1 protein-coding gene is annotated in these 1,052 nt (G+C 50.6%); it reads right to left on the bottom strand.

Features of this window, described 5'->3' with window-relative positions; all coding sequences use genetic code 11:
* The coding region (locus AB5935_RS25950; protein ID WP_368327867.1) for a TonB-dependent receptor plug domain-containing protein at positions 1-1,052 on the bottom strand (1,052 nt) is incomplete at both ends.

Below are 1,052 nucleotides of genomic sequence, written 5' to 3'. Positions count from 1 at the left end.
CATTCATAGTGGTCACTACGAGTTTGTTGTCACCTCCCAACTCGGCCGACCAGTTGGGAGTATGAATGCCTCCCCACGCATACGGTTTGCCATCGATGGTCGAAACCGGTAACCCTGGCTGCGGTATGCTACTGCCTAATATACTACCAATCTGTGTAGGAGCCACCTGATGCTGACGACTGGCTGACATATTGCTTTCCAAGCTGATACGGTCGTTTATCTTGAAGCTGTTGAATAAACGTACGTTATAGCGTTCGTTCGAGTTGTTCCCCCATTGCAGCGTCCCTTGGTCATTCAAATAACCAAGCGAGAGCCGGTAGGTCGATTTCTCCGAACCTCCGCTTATGCTGAGGTTATGTTGGGTAGAAGTAGCGTTCCCCCACAGCACATCAGTCCAGTTCATATCATGAAACACAAAGTCGGCCACACCGCGGAATCCTCCCGGAATGGGATCTTCATCGGGATTATTTCCACCATGCAGATTAATCCAACTCCTCTTCATCGCTTTAGCCAAACGGGCATAGCGCACCCAGTTGTCGTCTTCGCCATAGCCGTCATTCAAGCGGGCTTGGAGCACACCATCCGTCCATTCGTCCATACTCATCATGCGGGGCTGCAAACCCACAATTTTACGTGTAACCGAACCACTATATTCCACCTTGGTTCTGCCGGCATCGGGACGTTTGGTAGTTACCAAAATCACACCACCTGCCGCTTTTGCACCATAAATGGCAGCCGAAGCATCTTTCAGGAAGTTAATGGTTTCGATGTCATCGGCATTGAGTTGAGCTATCTCACTCACACCACTGGCAGGTACACCGTCAATAATCAAGAGAGGTTCTACCTTGTTCTTCGATACAGAACCACGGATTGAGACACCCCATCCCTCTTCACCGGGAGCAGCCGACGAGCGGGTGATGCGTAAACCCGGCACCTGACCTTGCATGGCCGAAAGCGGATTGGATACCGTACCTTTGTCTTTAAAAAGTTTTTGGTCGACCACTGTTACCGAGCCTGTCAACGACTCTTTCTTCATACTGCCGTATCCCACC

The organism is Phocaeicola sp. RTP21198st1_B8_RTP21198_201120 (assembly GCF_040929485.1).
GTDB classification, from domain to species: Bacteria; Bacteroidota; Bacteroidia; order Bacteroidales; family Bacteroidaceae; genus Phocaeicola; species Phocaeicola dorei.
Note: the sequence above shows the minus strand (reverse complement) of the source record. Positions and strands in the feature narration are given on the sequence as shown.